The organism is Alcaligenes sp. Me129 (genome assembly GCF_050487245.1).
Classification (GTDB): domain Bacteria; phylum Pseudomonadota; class Gammaproteobacteria; order Burkholderiales; family Burkholderiaceae_B; genus Alcaligenes; species Alcaligenes phenolicus.
Genome location: NZ_JBKQGX010000014.1, coordinates 100,249 through 118,562 on the forward strand (window position 1 = coordinate 100,249; position 18,314 = coordinate 118,562).

The window sequence follows — 18,314 nt, forward strand, 5'->3', positions numbered from 1 at the left end:
ACATCCTTCAAGATAAAAAAGGAAATTCAGGTTCGGGTTTGTGCCCCATGACCAGGTCCGCCAAGGCTCGGCCAGAACCTATGCCCATGGTCCACCCCAAGGTGCCATGCCCGGTATTCAGGTACAGGTTGGGAATGGAGGATCGGCCTATCAGTGGGACATTTGATGCTGTGGCAGGACGCAGTCCTGACCAGAAATGAACATTATCAAAATCCAATGCGCTTGGGAACAGATCAGCCACATGCGTTAACAAAGCCTGACAGCGGGCGGGGTTCAAGCTACGCGTATAGCCCGACAATTCGGCCGTTCCAGCAACCCGCAGGCTATCGCCCAGGCGGGAAAAAACCAGTTTGTGATCTTTATCTGTCAGGCTGACAGTAGGCGCGCCCTCGGGGACCAGCACCGGGAAGGTGGCCGAATAGCCTTTGGCCGGATAAACGGGGCAGGAAATTCCCAGCGGCTGCAGGACGGTAGGGCTGAAACTACCCATGGCCACCACGAAGGCGTCTGCCTGTATGGAGTCGTACGCACCATCCGCGCCTATAACCTCGACCCCCACCACTCGGCCCTTGGCCGTCAGCAAACGGGTGATTTGGGTAGAAAAGCGAAATTCCACTCCGGCTCGCCTGGCCATGGCCGCCAAACCGCAGGTGAATTGATTGGCATCGCCCGACTCATCATCTTTGGTGTAGTCGCCACCCACGATCTGGCCGCGCGCTGATGCCAGGGCAGGCTCCAGCTGCACCAGTTCGTCCACGCTCATGATGCGGCGGTCCACTCCCATATCTCGCATGACGTCGGCCATTTGCTGGGAGTCGTCCAGGCTTTGGGCATCCCGGTAAAACGTAATGATGCCTTTTTCCTGATGGCGATAATCAAAATCCAGGCTGGGACGCAATTGCTTGAGCGTGCTGCGGCTGTATTCCGCCATGGCCACCAGCGCGCGCACATTGGGCGTAACCCGCCCCGGCAGGCACTCTCGCAAGAAAGACAGGCACCAGCGCCACTGGCGCAGGTCCAGACGCGGACGGAACAACAAGGGAGCATCATCCTGCAACAACCATTTCAGCAGTTTGAGCGGCATTTTCGGGTTGGCCCAGGGCTCGGCATACGAGACCGAGATTTGCCCGCCATTGGCACGCGAGGTTTCCTGCGCGGGACCGGTTCCCCGATCCACGACCACCACCTCACAACCTTGCTGGCTGAGCCACCAGGCAGTTGATACCCCAATAATGCCGCTGCCCAGAACTGCTACTTTCATGTGTACTGTCCGCTTGTTGAGCTATTGATCAAGACGCTTACTTGACGTCTGCCAGCGACGTAAAGGCATCTGCAAAATAATTGTCCGGATTCAGTTGAGCCTGCTCCACAAAATCCTTGCGGGCCGCTTCAACCATGCCCGGCGCGCCACAGGCGTACACCTGCCAGGCCGACAGATCAGGCAAATCAGCCAATACGGCCTGATGCACAAAGCCGGTACGACCTGTCCAGCCATCTTCAGGCTGAGCGTCGGAAATCACCGGAATGAAACGCAAGTTAGGCAGTTCGCTGGCCCATTTCTCGGCCAGTTCGGACTGGTACAGATCCTTGGGTCGACGCCCGCCCCAGTACAGGGCGACTTCGCGCTGGCTGCCGGTTTGAATCAGGCGCTCGATCAAGGCCTTGATCGGAGCAAAACCTGTACCGCTGGCCAGGAAAACCATAGGAGCCGCGCTATCTTCGCGCAGGAAGAAAGAACCCAAAGGTGCTTCTACGCGCAGAATCTCGCGCTCTTTCATGGCGGTAGCACCGGCACCAAAGACGTGGTCGGTAAACACGCCACCGGGCATGTGACGGATATGCAATTCCACCTGATTGTCTTCCCGTGGCGGTGTCGCCATGGAATAACTACGACGGCTGCCGTCTTTCAGGATGAATTCCAGGTACTGACCCGGGTAGTAACGGAATGGCTCGGAAGATGGCATTTGCAAACGCACCACCATCACATCATCACGTACTTTTTCCAGACCCACCACGCGCGACGGCATTTTACGAATCTGGATATCGGTCGCCATGCGAATTTCGTGCGATTCGATCAACATGTCGCTGCTGGGCTTGGCCTGACAGAACAGGGTGTAACCTGCAGCGCGGTCCTCTTCGCTCAGCAATTGCTCGGGCGCACGGCCTGCATCGTACTCGCCTTCAATGACCTTGCCACGGCAAGACGAACAGGTGCCATTGCGGCAGCTGTAGGGCAAGACAATACCGGCATTGAGCGCGCCATCCAGCACAGACTGTCCGGGCTGTACGTCAAAACTGTGCCCGCTGGGCTGAACCGTGACTTTGAAACTCATATCCAACACTCAAAAAAGAAATCTATCAGGCGGAGGGCCAGCCTCCGGCGGCTATACAAATTCAGGACTCTTCAGGCCGATGCAGCACAGGGTCGTTCAATTTAAGCGACAGGGCCTTGCCCTTGCCTGCCCGCTTGCCCAGATAATTGGCCAGCATGTCCAGATCCATCACGATGGTGGACGGACGCTTGCGGTTCACTCCGCTGACGGCCAGACCCGCCTCACCAAAGGCAACCCATTGACTGAGCTTATCGCCCTCGTTCAGTTTGATCAGCACCGTGCCACGCCCCCCTTTGGACAGCACTTTCAGCTCCTTGATGTCCACCACCAGGAAACGTCCCTGCTCGCTGAGCAGACCCACGTACTGATCATCCGGGCGCAAGGCCAAGGGCTTGAGCAGCTTTTTGCCATCCTCGACGGTGACAAACTGCTTGCCCGCTTTCTGCCGTGTATTCATGTCGCCCTGAGAAGCCACAAAACCGTAACCGTCGCAGGCAGCCAGCAAGTAGTTCTGGTCCAAAGGCGCCCCCAGAATGTGCTCAATAGGCGCACTGGGGCTGACTTCAATCATGGAGGTAATGGGCTGTCCGTCGCCACGCGCTGAAGGCAAGCTGGAGACCGGAACAGTATAGACCCGGCCATCAGTGCCGATGGCGACCAGATCCGTGGTACTGCGACACTCCAGCGCATCGCGCAAGCCATCGCCGGTCTTGAAGCTGAATTGCGAGGCGTCATGGCCATGGCCCTGGCGTGAACGCAGCCAGCCTTTGCGCGACACAATCACGGTAACCGGCTCGTCAACCACCTTGGTTTCCAGCACAGCGCGCTCGGCCGCTTCAATCAGGGTACGACGGTCATCACCATAGGTTTTAACGTCTGCTTCAATCTCACGAATCATCAGACGCTTCAAGGCTTTGGGATCGTCCAGCAGCTTTTGCAAAGACTCCTGCTCGTCCAGACGCTCTTTCAGCTCTTTCTCGATCTTGAAGCCTTCCAGACGCGCCAACTGACGCAAGCGCATTTCCAGAATATCGTCGGCCTGACGCTCGCTCAGATCAAAGCGCTCCATCAGGGCGGCACGCGGCTCGTCGGATTCACGAATAGTTTGGATGACTTCATCCACATTCAGGTACACCACCATGCGCCCTTGCAGCACATGAATACGGTCGGTGACCTTATCCAGACGGTAACGAGTACGACGCTCCATCGTGTGACGGCGGAATTCCAGCCAGTTCAGCAAGACCTGGCGCAAGGAACGCTGACCGGGACGGCCATCCGTATCAATACATACCAGGTTGATGGAGACGTTGCGCTCCAGACTGGTCTGCGCCAGCAAGATGGTCACAAACTCGTCCCGATCAATCGCGCGGGATTTGGGTTCAAAGACCAGGCGCACCGCAGCCTGCTTGCCCGACTCGTCACGCACGGCATCAAGCATGTTCAGCATCAAGGCTTTGGTTTGCTGTTGCTCGGTGCTCAGCGATTTCTTGCCAGTCTTGACCTTGGGGTTGGTGCGCTCTTCAATCTCTTCCAGAATCTGCTGGGAGGAGCTGCCGGGCGGCAATTCAGTCACGACCAATTGCCATTGGCCACGTGCCATTTCCTCAAATACCCAACGGGCACGGGCCTTGATGGAGCCTCGGCCCTGAGCGTACACCGCCGCAATATCGTCAGCAGCGGAAATGATCTGACCACCACCGGCAAAGTCCGGGCCGGGGACGATCTCGTGGATTTCCTGATCGCTCAAATTCGGGTTGCGCAACAGGCTGACGCAAGCCTGGGCCACTTCGCGCAGGTTGTGCGACGGAATCTCGGTCGCCATCCCGACGGCAATCCCCGATGCGCCGTTAAGCAGCATGATGGGCAGGCGTGCAGGCAAAGTCACCGGCTCTTTCTGGCTGCCATCGTAGTTGGGGATGAAGTCCACTGTGCCTTCGTCCAGCTCGTCCAGCAGCAGACGCGAGAACGGTGTCAAACGTGCTTCCGTGTAACGCATGGCGGCGGCATTGTCGCCGTCGCGCGAGCCAAAGTTGCCCTGCCCGTCTACCAGCGGATAACGCAGCACAAAATCCTGCGCCATACGCACCATGGCATCATAGGCGGCCTGGTCACCGTGCGGGTGATATTTACCCAGCACATCCCCCACCACTCGGGCCGACTTCACGGGCTTGGCCGTCGGGCCCAGACCCATGGCATCCATCGCGTACAAAATGCGGCGCTGCACCGGTTTCTGGCCATCGGTCAGATCGGGCAAGGCACGTCCACGTACCACTGAAACGGCGTAATCCAGATAAGCCTGTTCCGCGTAAGTCGCCAGCGTGATGCTATCGTCCGATCCCGCCGGTTCAAAATCCAATTGATTGCTATCCATAAATAACTCTTAAGTCGGGCTCAGACGTCCAGATCGGCCAAATTGCCTTTTTCTTCCAACCAGGCTCGGCGGGCAGAAGCCTCACCCTTGCCCATCAGCATGGTGAACATGGCTTGTGTATCGCTCAGGCCATCCTCGCCCCAATGCACAGGCAGCAAACGGCGGGTGTCCGGATTCATGGTGGTATCCCACAACTGCTCCGCACTCATTTCACCCAGACCTTTAAAGCGGCTGATGCTCCAGGACTCGTTACGTATACCTTCGTTGCGCAGCTTTTCCAGTGTCGCGTCCAGCTCGCCCTGATCCAGACAGTAGATCTTGCGGGCCGGGCGTTTGCCAGCGGCAGGCACGTCTACACGGAACAAGGGGGGACGCGCCACATACACGTGGCCCGCCTCGATCAGTTTGGGGAAGTGACGGAAGAACAACGTCAACAACAGCACCTGAATGTGCGAGCCGTCCACGTCCGCATCAGACAGGATACAGATACGGCCATAACGCAAACCGGACAGATCCGGCTCGGACTGGGCGTCGTGCGGGTCCACGCCGATCGCCACGGAAATATCGTGAATTTCCTGGTTAGCGAACAAGCGGTCCTTATCGACCTCCCAAGCGTTCAGAACCTTGCCGCGCAGGGGCAAGATAGCCTGAAATTCCTTGTCACGGCCCATCTTGGCCGAACCGCCAGCCGAGTCACCCTCGACCAGAAACAGTTCCGAACTTTCCAGATCGTGTGATTCGCAATCCGTCAGCTTGCCGGGCAACACGGCCACGCCCGAGCTCTTGCGTTTCTCCACCTTCTGCGCCGAACGGGTACGGGCCTGAGCCTGACGCACCGCCACTTCAGCCAATTTGCGACCCTGATCCACATTGGCATGCAGATGCAGTTCCAGCGCATTGCGCACATAGCCACTGACCAGACGCACGGCGTCACGGCTATTGAGCTTTTCCTTGATCTGCCCTTGAAACTGCGGGTCCAGCACTTTGGCCGAGAGCACAAAGCTGGCACGGGCAAAGACGTCCTCGGCCTGCAGCTTGACGCCTTTGGGAATCAGGCTATGCAGTTCGGCAAAACTGCGCACGGCTTGATACAAGCCATCGCGCAAGCCCGATTCGTGTGTTCCTCCCGCTGGGGTTGGGATCAGATTGACATAGGACTCACGCACAATATTGGAGTCCAGCGCCCAGGCCACCACCCAATGCGCACCTTCGCCGGCGGAGAAATTATCGTCATCTTGCGGGGCGTACTGGCGGCCCTCAAACAGGGGAACCAGCAGCTCCACCCCTTCCATTTCCTCCTGCAGGTAGCCGCGCAAACCGTCCTCATAGCGCCACTGCTGGCGCTGACCGGTTTTTTGCTGCACCAGTTCCACCGTCACGCCTTCCAGCAGGACGGCCTTGCTATGCAGGATATGAGTCAGTTGGGCCAGGGGAATCTGGGCGGAGTCAAAATATTTGGCATCAGGCCAGACCCGCACACGGGTACCCGTCTTGCGCTTGGCCACCGTGCCCGTTTGGGTCAGGGGCTGCTCCAGCTCGCCGTCGGCAAACACAATCTCGTTGGCTTGTCCGTCACGCCAGACCAGCACTTCCAGACGGCGCGACAAGGCGTTGGTCACCGACACACCCACCCCGTGCAAACCGCCGGAAAAGGCGTAGGCACCGCCATTGAGCTTGTCGAACTTGCCCCCGGCGTGCAGTCGCGTGAACACCAGTTCAACCACCGGCGCATTTTCTTCAGGGTGCAAGCCAACAGGAATACCGCGCCCGTCATCCTCAACCTGTATGCCGCCGTCCTCCAGCAAGGTGACAGTCAGTGTGCGGGCAAAACCAGCCAGGGCTTCGTCGGCCGCGTTATCGATGACCTCCTGCACAATATGCAGGGGATTATCCGTGCGGGTATACATGGCCGGGCGCTGACGGACCGGTTCCAGCCCTTTGAGCACCCGTATAGAAGATTCGTCGTAACGTGTAGTAGACAACTTGATTCCCGGTAGATCGTACAGAAAAACGCTATTTTACGAGTGGTTAGGCGCCAGTGGGGAAACGCTTTATTGGCGCGCGTTGCGCAGCGAATGCACATTATCAACCAGACGCAATGGTATCCTGTCAAAAATTGGCAACAAGACCGTCGCAATTGGCCGTAGAATACATTGTGCTCAGGTCACGCCACACGTATAGTTTTTCGTTATCCTCACTTTTTTTGTATCTAGCCATGAGCGACTCCATTAAACACATCACGGACGCCTCCTTTGAGTCTGACGTCCTTAACGCCGACCTCCCCGTTCTGGTCGATTACTGGGCTGCCTGGTGCGGTCCTTGTAAAATGATTGCCCCTTTGCTTGATGAGGCAGCCGAACTGTACCAAGGTCGTGTTATCATCGCTAAGCTCAACGTCGATGAAAATCCCGACACCCCAGCTCAATATGGTGTTCGCGGTATTCCAACGCTCATGCTGTTTAAAGACGGCAAAGTGGCCGAAACTAAAGTCGGTGCACTTTCCAAGTCCCAACTTAGCGCGTTTCTCGACAGCTCCCTGTAATCTCTGATTAACCGCACGCAGGCCCTTCGCTGGCCTGCGGTCTGCTGCTGAAAGCCCTTCCCCACTCCCATGCACCTGAACGAATTAAAAGCTCTGCACGTCTCGCAGCTGCTAGAAATGGCTGCCACTCTGGAAATCGACAACGCGAACCGCTTGCGCAAGCAAGAGCTGATGTTCGCCATCATGAAAAAGCACGCCAAAAAGGGCGAGCAGATTTTCGGCGACGGGGTGCTTGAAGTCCTGCCTGATGGTTTTGGCTTTCTGCGTTCGCCAGAAACCTCTTACCTGGCCAGCACAGACGATATCTACATCTCCCCTTCGCAGATACGTCGTTTCAATCTGCACACGGGTGACTCCATTGAAGGTGAAGTGCGCACCCCTAAAGACGGCGAGCGCTACTTTGCCCTGGTAAAAGTTGACAAGGTTAACGGCATGCAGCCTGAGGCCATCAAACATCGCATCATGTTTGAGAACCTGACGCCGCTGCACCCGGACCAGCCCATGCGCCTGGAGCGCGACATCAAAAGCGAAGAGAACATCACAGGCCGTATCCTGGATATCTTCTCGCCTATCGGTAAAGGCCAGCGCGCCCTGATCGTGGCCAGCCCCAAATCCGGTAAAACCGTGATGATGCAGCACATGGCTCACGCCATCACGACCAATTACCCCGAGGCCATCATGATCGTCCTGCTGGTGGACGAGCGCCCCGAGGAAGTAACCGAGATGCAGCGCACGGTGCGCGGCGAAGTAGTGGCCTCCACCTTTGACGAACCCGCCACACGTCACGTGCAAGTGGCCGAGATGGTCATTGAAAAGGCCAAACGCCTGGTTGAATTGAAAAAAGACGTGGTGATCCTGCTGGATTCCATTACCCGTCTGGCTCGCGCCTACAACACTGTGGTCCCTGCTTCGGGCAAGGTTTTGACCGGTGGTGTGGACGCCAACGCCCTGCAGCGCCCCAAACGCTTTTTTGGCGCTGCCCGTAATCTGGAAGAAGGTGGCTCCTTGACCATCATCGGTACTGCCCTGATCGAAACCGGCAGCCGCATGGACGAAGTCATCTATGAAGAATTTAAAGGTACCGGCAACTCCGAAATCCATCTGGAGCGCCGTCTGGCCGAGAAACGTATTTACCCAGCCATCAACCTGAACAAATCAGGCACACGTCGTGAAGAGTTGCTGATCAAGCCCGACCTTCTACAAAAGGTCTGGGTTCTGCGCAAGTTCATCCATGGGATGGATGAAATTGAAGCCATGGAGTTTATCCTGGACAAAATCCGGGCCACAAAGACCAACTCCGAATTCTTCGACATGATGAAGAAGTAAATCGAACATCCTGCGCAAGCCTCTCTATACGAGAGGCTTGCTTGCGATGGGCGTATGATCGGGTGCATTCCCGTGCATCCATTCTTTCAATCTGCTGAGTTCGACTCGAGTTCTCAGTATTGCAAACAGAGTTCGCTTGCAATGAAATCTATCTCTCTAGAACAGTTCCTAGCCAGAGTGCAGTCCCGCGACCCCAACCAGCCTGAATTCATGCAGGCCGTTCGGGAAGTCATGACCAGCTTGTGGCCCTTCATCGAGAAAAACCCCCAGTACGCCGATCATGGTCTGCTCGAGCGTCTGGTCGAACCCGAACGTGCTATCCAGTTTCGTATTTCCTGGGTAGATGATCGCGGCCAGGTTCAGGTCAATCGCGGCTTCCGTATTCAGCACAGCAATGCCATCGGTCCTTTCAAGGGCGGCATGCGCTTTCACCCCTCGGTGAATCTGTCCATTTTGAAGTTTCTGGCGTTTGAACAGACCTTCAAGAATGCCTTGACCACTCTGCCCATGGGCGGCGGCAAAGGCGGCTCGGACTTTGATCCCAAAGGCAAGTCGGATGGCGAAGTGATGCGCTTTTGCCAGGCCCTGATCGTTGAGCTGTACCGTCACCTGGGCCCAGATACCGACGTTCCTGCTGGTGATATCGGCGTGGGCGCGCGTGAAGTGGGCTTTATGGCCGGCATGATGAAAAAACTCTCCAACAGCGCAGCCAGTGTGTTCACCGGCAAGGATTTGTGCTTTGGCGGCAGTTTGATTCGTCCTGAGGCCACCGGTTATGGCACCGTATATTTCGTACAGGAAATGTTGGCACGTAAAGGGCTATCCTTGGACGGCATGACAGTGTCCGTTTCCGGCTCGGGCAATGTGGCTCAGTACGCCATTGAAAAATGCCTGGATCTGGGTGCCAAAGTCGTTACCGTTTCCGACTCGCAAGGTTGCGTGGTGGACATGGATGGCTTTACGCGTGAAAAACTGGCTTCCCTGATGCACGTTAAAAATGTACAGCGTGGCAGTCTGGTCGATTACGCCCAGCAACATCACCTGCTGTACGAACAAGGCAAACGTCCTTGGCATATCCCCGTGGATGTCGCCCTGCCTTGCGCCACCCAGAACGAACTGGACGGCAAGGATGCTGAAATCCTGATCAAGAACGGTGTACGTTGCGTCGCCGAAGGTGCCAATATGCCCAGCACGCTGGATGCAGTCGATGCCTTTATCCACGCCAAGATCCTGTATGCCCCAGGCAAAGCCAGCAATGCGGGCGGTGTTGCCGTATCCGGTCTGGAAATGAGCCAAAACGCCCAGCGCTTGAGCTGGACACGCGAACAAGTTGACGCAAAGCTGCACTCCATCATGCGTGACATCCACGAAAATTGTGTGAACTATGGTCAAGAAAGCAACTTCATCAACTACGTTAACGGCGCCAATATTGCCGGCTTTGTCAAAGTCGCCAATGCCATGCGTCATCAAGGCGTTTATTAAGTTTTGCGCCTTGCTCAGTAGTCAAAAAAACCGCCCACAAGGCGGTTTTTTTTGTTTCTGGCCCAACCGAAAGTGTCTATTGCAGGCTTGATGTTATCTGCCCTTGAAAGCTGTCTATGTTTCAGTCATCTGTGTAGAGCAAAAAAGCAGGCCCTTAGCCAAAACTCACTGATCTACAAACACAGCCAGGACGAAAACCAATCAACAGGCAATGACATCAAGGAAGAAGAATATCTCCCCGCTGTGCATAATACGGTCCAGCCCACCGAGCCAAAGGCCGATACGCCTCCAGATCCACTCTCCCTTTTTCGTCCATCAAGGATGAATCCACATGGAAGGCCAGCACTTCCAGAATATGCAGCTGGTTAACTCCCCGTCCCAAATCCACCACCTGATCCAGCCTGCACTCCATCTGCACGGCAGCGCCATCCAGACGAGGTACACGCACATGCTGACTGGGCACGAGGTGCATGCCCAACTCCTGTACCTCACTCTGGCCGGGCGGCAACGCAGCGGCGCTAGCATGAACCGCAGCCAGATCAGACTGACGACATAACTGCACCACACACTCTTTATTGGCCTGCAAATTACGGGCCGTATCCTTCAAGCTGCCATCCTCATTGCGGTTGATATTGATCGCCAGCATGGGCGGGCTATGCGCCACATAGTTAAAGGAGCTGAACGGTGCCAGATTCACACTGCCCGACTCCTCCAAGGTACATACCCAGGCAATGGGGCGCGGTACGATCAGGGACGTCAGCAGGCGATAAGCCATGCTGTCGTCCATGCCTTCACACGGCAGGCTGAGATAGCCTAGTGATGGGTCATTCAAGTGCATATAGGGCCTAAATGAAGAGCTGAATGGTGGGCAAATAGCCATCCACGCTCAGCAAGTCCACCCGCTTTTCCACAATCTCCCAAGCCTGATCGACGGCGCGCAAACGGTAAGAGGCAGTAGCGGGCAGAACCTCGGTTTTTTGCTTCTGATACTCCGAATAAATCAGATTGATGCGTACGGTATAGCAGCCATCTTCATCAGGATGTTCAGACAGAACACGTGGATGTTGAATCACACGCAGACCACGTACACCGGGTTGCAAGGAAAAGGCACGATGGTGCGACAGGCGGTCGATACGCAAGCGCATCAACATACGGTTTTCCAAGGCAATACACATGCGCCCTTCCGGGTTTTCCTGGCCGGACTCACCAGGAATCCAGTACAGCCCATCCTGTGCGAACAGCTCGTACCATTCGTCAAAACGCCCCTCGTCCAGCAGGGCGTTCTCTTGCCATACAAAGTCTTGCAGGCTTTGTTTCAGACTCTCCATTTGGCCCAGACGCTGGTTTTGCTGCGGATTCAATGGCTGCTGCGCCTTATGTTGATATTGCTGTTGCTGACCATCTTGCCATGCATGCTCTCCTCGACCGCTACGCTGGCCCTGCTCTTGCCCCATCCCCATCATTCCTGCTCCTGCTGCTTCATGCCTTGCTTCCAGGCACGGTATTGGTTGCGTATGACCCATTCATTATTCGCGTCGTCAAAACTGCCCTTGCCCTGCTCGCCTTCTTGCGCATCGTATTGACGCAGCAGATTCACCCACGGATTGCCTTGGGCTTTCAGGCTGGCTTGCTGGCTCTCGAACAAGTGCACATCATCATGGGCGACGACGCTCATGGGGGAATACACCAGACGGCTGTACGTCAGGCCGCGATCCAGCATTTCACGCGGCGCTCCTTTGGGCTGAAACACCCATACTTCCAGCAAAGTGCGATCAACCGCTAAAGGTCGCAATACACGAATAATCTGCGGCGAACCCTTGGCTGCCATGCTGGGGTAAAACACCACATTTTGTGGATTGAAACCCAGCACCCGAGCCGCTTTTTCCTCGCCCCAGGCTTCGTTCATCATGGCTTCGTAGCCTGGAATCCCGGAGTAGTCGGTATGAATGCTGAACTTGGTGCCCAGAATGCTGTGCCCGTTCGGGTAAGTTTCCACACCCATACGTGAATAGAAGTCGTAGCCCGAACCGAAGGGCAGCAATTGCTCCAGTGCGGTAGGGTCTTCTTCCTTGAACACTTCACCCACTTTGGCTGCCGAGCTGGAGGCTGACTCATGCGTGGAGATGGGATGCACGGTGTCGTTGATGTTCTCCATGTACATCTTCCAGTTGCAGTTGATGACGGTACGAATCGAACCGCCTGCCACCTGCAACTCCCCTTCCGGAGAGCGATCCGCCATATTGTCCAAAGCCTGCAGCACATCCCCGAAATACTCTTGCAGGCTGAAACCTTCCTTGCTGAGGCGGGCAAACACAAAGCCCCGATAGCTTTCTACCGCCCCCGGTGTGGACAGGCCGCCCGCAGCCGGACATTGCGAAAACTCCGTGTTTTCATAGGCATTTTTCAGCGGCACCGCCAGCAGCGAGCCATCCAGCTTGTAGGTCCAGGCGTGGTACGGACAACGCAGCATCTTGCCCACATTGCCGCTGGGTTCGCTGACCAGTCTGGCCCCCTTGTGAGCGCAACGGTTCATCACCACCCGCACCGAGCCATCGCTATGGCGCAGCATGATGGCGGGGCTTTGTGCCAAGGTCACCGATACATAATCGCCCGTTTTGGGCACCTGACTTTCATGGCCCACATAGAGCCAGGCACGGCTGAACAGCCGTTCCATTTCCAGTTGAAAGACATCCTCGTCCAGATAGGCATCCCGATGGACCTGATGGTCCTGGGTCAGGCCCGACAAGGCGGCTTCGTTATTGGCATAACTCATAGTGCTTCCTGTAAATACGAGTAAAACGGGATTCAGACCGCCATAGCGGGTACTAAGGCGGGTGCAGCCTCACTCACGGTTTGGGATGGACAGTCCAAAGGCGCAGGCCAGATCTGGCTGGAATCATCCGGCGGCACACTGCCCAGCAAAAGACGGGTATAGGGATGCTGCGGGTCGGCAAACACCTCGGCGGTATTTCCTTGCTCCACGACTTCACCGTTTTTCATCACCAGCACTCGTGTGCACAAATAGCGAATCACGGACAAGTCGTGCGAGATGAACACCACCGCAACACCCAATTCCTTATTCAGTCGCAGCAAGAGATTCAAAATCAGCGCCTGCACCGACACATCCAGACCGGACACAATCTCGTCCGCCACCAGCAGACGCGGCTGCACACATAAGGCGCGGGCAATGTTCACGCGTTGCTTTTGCCCGCCGGACAGCTCCGAGGGAAAACGCAAACCGGCATCCTGTGCAATGCCCACCTGCGCCATCAATTCATCGGCTTTCTGACGACGCTGCTCGGGCGTCATACCCGGCTGCAACTCCAGCACCTGCGTCACCAGCTGCTGCACGCTACGACGTGGGTTCAAGGCCGAGTCAGGGTCCTGAAACACCATCTGAATCGTTTGAGACAAGGACTCGCCTTGCCCTTTGGCAAACTGCTCGCGGGACTGACCTTGCACCAGCACTTGCCCACCACTAGGTTGCAACAAGCCCACCATCAAACGGGCGACAGTGCTTTTGCCACTACCGCTTTCCCCCACCACGCCAACCATCTCGCCGGGACGCACGCTCAAGGACAGGGGCCGCAAGGCATACATCAGGCTGCGGCGGCCGTTGCGTGTGACTCGGTAGCTGCGCTCCACATTCTGGAACTCCACCAGCGGCGCGGACTCGTCAGACGGCCCTTGCGGCAAGACATGCAGCTGGGTTTGAGCGGCCGTATCGCGCGTCATACAGGGACCGGCACAACTTACCCAATGACCGGGTTTCACCGCTTCCAACTCTGGCGCGCGCTGTTCACAGACCGCATTACGCGTAGGACAACGACGGGCAAAACGACAGCCCGGCAGATCCCGCATGTCTTTCAAGCCCGGCATGATGTCGGCCAGCGACGGCAAGGCATACAAAGGGCCATTCAGTGCTGGCGTCGCATTCTTCAAGGCCCAGGAGTAAGGATGCAAAGGTGTATCCAAAACATCTGCAGCGGGACCTTGTTCAACCACATCCCCGGCATACAGCACGGCCACCTCGTCACAGACGTGGGCAGCCATACGCAGATCGTGAGTGATCAGAATCACGGCGGTTTGATGCCGCTGCTGTACATCGCGCAGAATCCGGATGATTTGCGCTTGGGTAATCACGTCCAGCGCTGTGGTGGGCTCGTCGGCCACAATCAATTCCGGATCACCGGAAAAAGCCATGGCAATCAAAATGCGCTGACACTGCCCACCCGAAAGCTCATGGGCATAGCGCCCCAACATGGACGGCGGATCGGGCAGCCCCACCTCATGCAGACGCTCCAGGCAATATTGCTCGCGCGATGCGCGGGGAATGCCCAGTCGAGCCAAATGCTCGAACATCTGCTGGCGTATGGTCAGCACCGGATTTAGCGAGGACAAAGGCTCCTGCGGCACAAAAGCCACTTTGCGACCCAGCAGACGGCGCATTTGCGCACCCGTCACCACCGAACCCTGAAAGCAGACCTGCCCCGAGGACAGACGCAGATTACTGGGCAACATGCCCGAGATTACCCGCCCTATCATGCTCTTGCCCGCGCCAGACTCCCCGACCAGCCCCAAGGTACGACCTGCCTGCACTGCAAACGAGACCTTGCGCAGCAGCTCGACCGATTGCCCTTGTACCGGCACCGAGACACTGACTTGCTTGAATTCAATAACCGGCACGCTCATCAGTGCGCTCCTCGTTGCTTGAGCCGAGGATCCAGCGTGGTGCGCAAACCATCACTCAGCAAATTGAAACCCAGCACTGCAAACACAATGCCAATTACCGGCGCCATCAGGCCCCAGCCCGCCTGGTAAATCTGGTCACGGCCATCGGCCAGCATCACGCCCCAGGCCACCACATCCGACGGAACAGAAAGGCCCACGAAACTGAGGATTGCTTCAACCACAATGGCCACGCCCATTTGCAGGCTGAACAAGGTGACGATCAGTGGCGCCACGCTAGGCAATACTTCACGCAACATGATGCGCAGATGAGAAAAGCCCAACAAATGCGCGGCATACACATAATCACGCTGACGCGCCACCAGCACTTCCGCCCGAACCACGCGATAAAAACGAGTCCAGTCCACCAGCACCACAGCCAGAATCACGTTGAACAGGCCCGTGCCCAAGCCCACCATCAACATCATGGAAAACACCACGGGCGGGAATGCCATCCACAACACCACCAGGGAGCTAACTCCACGGTCGAACCAGCCACCGATATAGCCCGCCAAGATCGCCAGCACCGTACCCAGCACCATGGTGCCGGCGGCAGCGGTCACCGCCACCTGAAAGGCCACACGGCTGCCATAAATCAGACGCGACAAAATACATCGCCCCAGGCCATCAGTTCCCAAGGGATACTGCGCCAGACCGCCGTCCTGCCAGGCGGGTGGCAAGAGCGTGGCCAGCAAGTCCTGTGCATTAGGATCATTGGGCGCCAGCAAAGGGGCAAACAAGGCCACCAGAGCAAAGATCAAGACCAGAGTGCCGCCAAGCAGCACTTTGGGATGGGCCAGCACAGGCCGCAGCCGCGCTTGCCAGAAAGAATGTGGATGCACGCTCATGCGGACCTCAGACGTGGATTCATAACGCTGTACAAGCCATCGACACAGAAGTTGACGGCCAACACCATCAAACAGAACACCAGGGCCACGCCCTGAATCAGGGGAAGGTCGTGGTTCTTGATGGCTTGCACCATCAGATTGCCGATACCGGGAAAGGAGAAAATGACTTCAATCAGCAAGGTGCCGCCAAACAAAAAGCCAAATTGCACGCCGATCAAGGTCAAGGTAGGCAAAGCGGCATTCTTGAGCATGTGCACCAAGAGCACTCGCCACTCAGGCACACCGCGCAGACGGGCGACGTTCACGTATTGGCTGGTCGCCGTTTCGATCAGGCTGGAGCGCAGCACACGAATCACGATGGGACTGAAAGCCAGGGCCAAGGCCAGGGCGGGCAAAAGCAAATGCGAAAAGGCATCCCACCAGGCTTGCCACTGACCGCGTATCAAGAGGTCAAACAACAGAAAGCCGGTGCCGCCATCCACAGCGGGTGTGCCTTCCATCCGTCCCATAAAGGGCAAGACCGGAAACAGCACACCGAACACCACGATCAAAATAATGCCCCACAAAAAGGACGGCACCGACAGAAGCAGCACCAGCACAAAGTCGGCCACAAATTCGATCTTTTTCTTGTCCAGCAAGTACAGAACAAGGCCGCCGGGAATGGAGATCAGCAAAGCCATCAGCAAGCTGATACAGGCCAACTCCAGCGTGGGTGGCAAAGCTTGCGCCAGCAAACCTGTCACTGGCTGATGAAAGAAGATGGAGTTGCCCAGATTGCCGCGAAACACACCGCTCAACCAAACCTGGTACTGATGCAAGGCCGAACCATCCATGCCCAGCTCAACACGCAGTGCCTGTGCATCGGCTTCCGTGGCCGAAGGAGGCAGCATCATGCCCAGAGAGTCAGCGGGAATGACGCGCAGCATGAAGAACACGATCATGGACAGCAGGAACGCCGTCACCAGCACGAAGACGAGCTTGCGCGCCATCAGGAAGCAAACGTTTTTCATGAAGAGAACCGCAGGAGAAAATATGCCGGGTCAAACCCGGTAGATCACCCCGCAGCGCGAGGCTGCGGGGCACATGAAAGGCTTACTGCCAGGAATATTCCTGCGGCAGGATGTAGCCCGTCTGATAGGTGTTGAGCTTCAAGCCCTTTTTATAGGCAATGGTGGAGATGGACTGCAGCACCGGCAGGCTCCAGGCCTGTTCCGCCGCTTCACGATTCAGCGCCTGATAGCCAGCTACTCGCTTGTCCTCGTCCATCTGACGGTTCAGCTCATCCAGCGTGCCCGCCAGACGCTCTTCTTTCCAGGTGGAAAAACGCAGGCGCGGGTCCAGAATGCGGCCCGTGAAAATCTCCGGATCGCCAGTTGCATTAGCCCAGCTGTACAGCATCACACCCGTCAATTTGGACGAATGACTCAGCTCCAGATACTTGGCCACAGTAATTTCTTCAACCGTGGTCTGCACACCGATCTGGCTCCACATCTGCGCCACCGCACGGGCCACGTCATAGTCCGAAGGGAAGGTGTTATTGGTGGAGTACAAGGTAATGGTCAGCGGTTTTTCCGTGCTGTAACCCGCTTTGGCCAGTTCCTCTACCGCTGCTTTCTTGTCGAAGGGAATATTCAGATCCGGTACATCACCAGGCGAGCCTTTGGTGGCCAGAACCGACAAGGGCTGGGCGACATTTTTGTAGAAGGCACGGGACAAGCCTGCTTTGTCGATCGCCATATTCATGGCGCGACGCACATGCACATCCTTGAAGCTGTCTACATAGCTGGGCATTTGCAGAATGTAGATCTCGCTATAGGGGTAGACCTTGGCTTCCAGCTTGGGATTCTTTTCCAGGCGGGTAATTTCGCGCACCGGAATCTGTACCGAGACATCTGCCCGACCGGACTCAACCGCAGCAACACGCGCCGAGGAATCCGGCACGATTTCAAACACGACCTGCTTCAGGTCTGGCGCACCTTGCCAGTAGTCCTCAAAGGCTTCCAGGGTGATACGGGAACCACGCTGATAATCGCTCAGCTTGTAGGGGCCTGCGCCAATTGGACGCTTCAGGAACTCCTCTTCCCCCACCTTCTCGAAATAGGCTTTGGGCAGGATATAGGCCGACAAGAAGGCCAGGCCTTTGGGGGCCGTTGGCGTGGGCGAGCTGAAATGGATAATGGCTTCCAGCGGGCCGGTGACTTCCACCGACTTCAGGGTGGGCAGCATACCGTTCAGGGCCAGGGTTTTCTTGTTGATCGCACGATCAAAGGTGAACTTCAAGTCTTCAGCCGTCATGTCGCTGCCGTCATGGAATTTCACCTTGTCGCGCAGCTTCACCTTCAGGGCCTGACCTTGCTCGTCCGCCCATTCCCAGGACTCGATCAGACGCGGTGCCACCTTCAAATCGTCACCCACAAACAGGGGTGAATCAAACACGGCCTTGTAAATCGACTGGCCCGCCGGAAAGGTAACCGAGGTCGGATCCCAGGACGGGATATCGACCGGGAAAGCAATTTTCAACTCGCTCCCGGCTGCCTGGCTGACCGTCCCCCAGCCCATCATCAAGGCTGCCCCCAAGGCCAGCCCCATTACGCTTTTTCGCAACGCTTTCACCATTTGTCCCCTTTTGTTATGCACTTCATTCCAGCGTTAGTCCGCCTTGCGAAAAAGTATATAGTTTATTC

14 protein-coding genes are annotated in these 18,314 nt (G+C 56.6%); 3 read left to right on the forward strand and 11 right to left on the reverse strand.

The annotated features are described in order from the left end of the window. Positions 1-7: 7 nt before the first annotated feature. The 4 genes from ACLPGZ_RS14600 to ACLPGZ_RS14615 all read right to left on the reverse strand — a co-directional run bounded on the left by ACLPGZ_RS14600 (position 8) and on the right by ACLPGZ_RS14615 (position 6,686). Positions 8-1,261 (reverse strand): D-amino acid dehydrogenase, encoded by a 1,254-nt coding sequence (locus ACLPGZ_RS14600; protein WP_226348393.1) that lies wholly within the window; start codon positions 1,259-1,261, stop codon positions 8-10. 37 nt (positions 1,262-1,298) lie between these two features. Continuing rightward, positions 1,299-2,333 carry a CDP-6-deoxy-delta-3,4-glucoseen reductase gene (locus ACLPGZ_RS14605; protein WP_009455928.1) on the reverse strand — a complete coding sequence of 345 codons (1,035 nt, stop codon included), beginning with the start codon at positions 2,331-2,333 and terminating at the stop codon, positions 1,299-1,301. Positions 2,334-2,394: 61 nt separating this feature from the next. Further along, positions 2,395-4,704 carry a DNA topoisomerase IV subunit A gene (gene parC / locus ACLPGZ_RS14610; protein ID WP_239054435.1) on the reverse strand — a complete coding sequence of 770 codons (2,310 nt, stop codon included), beginning with the start codon at positions 4,702-4,704 and terminating at the stop codon, positions 2,395-2,397. 20 nt (positions 4,705-4,724) lie between these two features. Next, positions 4,725-6,686 (reverse strand): DNA topoisomerase IV subunit B, encoded by a 1,962-nt coding sequence (locus ACLPGZ_RS14615; protein WP_035272235.1) that lies wholly within the window; start codon positions 6,684-6,686, stop codon positions 4,725-4,727. A 233-nt stretch (positions 6,687-6,919) separates the two neighbouring features. On the opposite strand from ACLPGZ_RS14615, the gene trxA reads away from it, so the two are divergent. The 3 genes from trxA to gdhA all read left to right on the forward strand — a co-directional run bounded on the left by trxA (position 6,920) and on the right by gdhA (position 10,054). Beyond that, positions 6,920-7,246: a thioredoxin TrxA gene (trxA, locus tag ACLPGZ_RS14620; protein ID WP_009455930.1), complete on the forward strand. Its 327-nt coding sequence runs from the start codon at positions 6,920-6,922 to the stop codon at positions 7,244-7,246. 69 nt (positions 7,247-7,315) lie between these two features. Next, a complete protein-coding gene (rho, locus tag ACLPGZ_RS14625) occupies positions 7,316-8,572 on the forward strand; it encodes a transcription termination factor Rho (protein ID WP_009455931.1) in 1,257 nt (418 codons plus the stop codon). A 141-nt stretch (positions 8,573-8,713) separates the two neighbouring features. Then, positions 8,714-10,054 (forward strand): NADP-specific glutamate dehydrogenase, encoded by a 1,341-nt coding sequence (gene gdhA / locus ACLPGZ_RS14630; RefSeq protein ID WP_009455932.1) that lies wholly within the window; start codon positions 8,714-8,716, stop codon positions 10,052-10,054. Between the two features lie 217 nt (positions 10,055-10,271). On the opposite strand, the gene ACLPGZ_RS14635 is transcribed toward gdhA, so the two are convergent. The 7 genes from ACLPGZ_RS14635 to ACLPGZ_RS14665 form a co-directional block, all read right to left on the reverse strand. Then, entirely contained in the window at positions 10,272-10,829 is a 558-nt protein-coding gene (locus tag ACLPGZ_RS14635) for a flavin reductase family protein (protein WP_181900166.1), read from the reverse strand. 70 nt (positions 10,830-10,899) lie between these two features. Continuing rightward, positions 10,900-11,517: an aromatic-ring-hydroxylating dioxygenase subunit beta gene (locus ACLPGZ_RS14640; protein ID WP_429641591.1), complete on the reverse strand. Its 618-nt coding sequence runs from the start codon at positions 11,515-11,517 to the stop codon at positions 10,900-10,902. Then, positions 11,514-12,827 carry an aromatic ring-hydroxylating dioxygenase subunit alpha gene (locus tag ACLPGZ_RS14645; RefSeq protein ID WP_239054437.1) on the reverse strand — a complete coding sequence of 438 codons (1,314 nt, stop codon included), beginning with the start codon at positions 12,825-12,827 and terminating at the stop codon, positions 11,514-11,516. The genes ACLPGZ_RS14640 and ACLPGZ_RS14645 overlap by 4 nt, the downstream gene beginning before the upstream one ends. 32 nt (positions 12,828-12,859) lie before the next feature. Then, entirely contained in the window at positions 12,860-14,746 is a 1,887-nt protein-coding gene (locus ACLPGZ_RS14650) for a dipeptide ABC transporter ATP-binding protein (protein WP_060185259.1), read from the reverse strand. Beyond that, positions 14,746-15,630, reverse strand: a complete 885-nt coding sequence (locus tag ACLPGZ_RS14655) for an ABC transporter permease (protein WP_060185260.1) — start codon at positions 15,628-15,630, stop codon at positions 14,746-14,748. Before ACLPGZ_RS14655 ends, ACLPGZ_RS14650 begins: the two co-directional genes overlap by 1 nt. Beyond that, complete coding sequence (locus ACLPGZ_RS14660) at positions 15,627-16,640, reverse strand: ABC transporter permease (RefSeq protein ID WP_060185261.1); 1,014 nt, start codon at positions 16,638-16,640, stop codon at positions 15,627-15,629. The genes ACLPGZ_RS14655 and ACLPGZ_RS14660 overlap by 4 nt, the downstream gene beginning before the upstream one ends. 82 nt (positions 16,641-16,722) lie before the next feature. Beyond that, positions 16,723-18,243 carry an ABC transporter substrate-binding protein gene (locus ACLPGZ_RS14665; protein WP_226348409.1) on the reverse strand — a complete coding sequence of 507 codons (1,521 nt, stop codon included), beginning with the start codon at positions 18,241-18,243 and terminating at the stop codon, positions 16,723-16,725. Positions 18,244-18,314 lie beyond the last annotated feature (71 nt).